Source organism: Treponema sp. R8-4-B8, assembly GCF_054786175.1.
In genome coordinates, this window is record NZ_BDHE01000417.1 from 1 (window position 1) to 443 (window position 443).

The 443-nt window shown below is 52.6% G+C and carries 1 protein-coding gene; it reads left to right on the plus strand.

Going from position 1 to position 443, the window contains the following annotated elements; all coding sequences use genetic code 11:
* Nucleotides 1-54 precede the first annotated feature (54 nt).
* On the plus strand, nt 55-443 hold a 389-nt coding region (locus tag ACYVRA_RS09030; RefSeq protein WP_461252374.1), incomplete at its 3' end, for a 16S rRNA (guanine(527)-N(7))-methyltransferase RsmG.

The window sequence follows — 443 nt, forward strand, 5'->3', positions numbered from 1 at the left end:
CGCTTTAACGCTTCAAGCGCAGTCATAAATAGAAATCCCGACCTCCCGTAATAGATGTGTATAAGAGACAGGCCGGGGATTCCGCTGGCGATTGTCTTTCCGGACGCTAAGGTTACGCTGCTCGACTCGAAGAAGAAGAAGATCGCGGCGGTGAGGGAGGCGGTGGAGACGCTGGGGCTTGGAAATTGCGAGTTTTCGGATCAACGGATTGAGGATATCGCCGGGCGGTGTTGTTTTGACATAATCGTTTCCCGCTCCGTCAAGATCGAACCTGCTTATAAACCGATATTGCTGCGGTTACTCAAGCCGGGCGGGAAGATTGTCCTTTATAAGAGCAAGGTTCTTGACGACGTGCATCAATTCGACAACGCGGAGATATTCGACGCGGAGGCGGCGGAATCGGGACTGGGAGAACGGAGGATTGTTGTGATAGGGTCTTTACC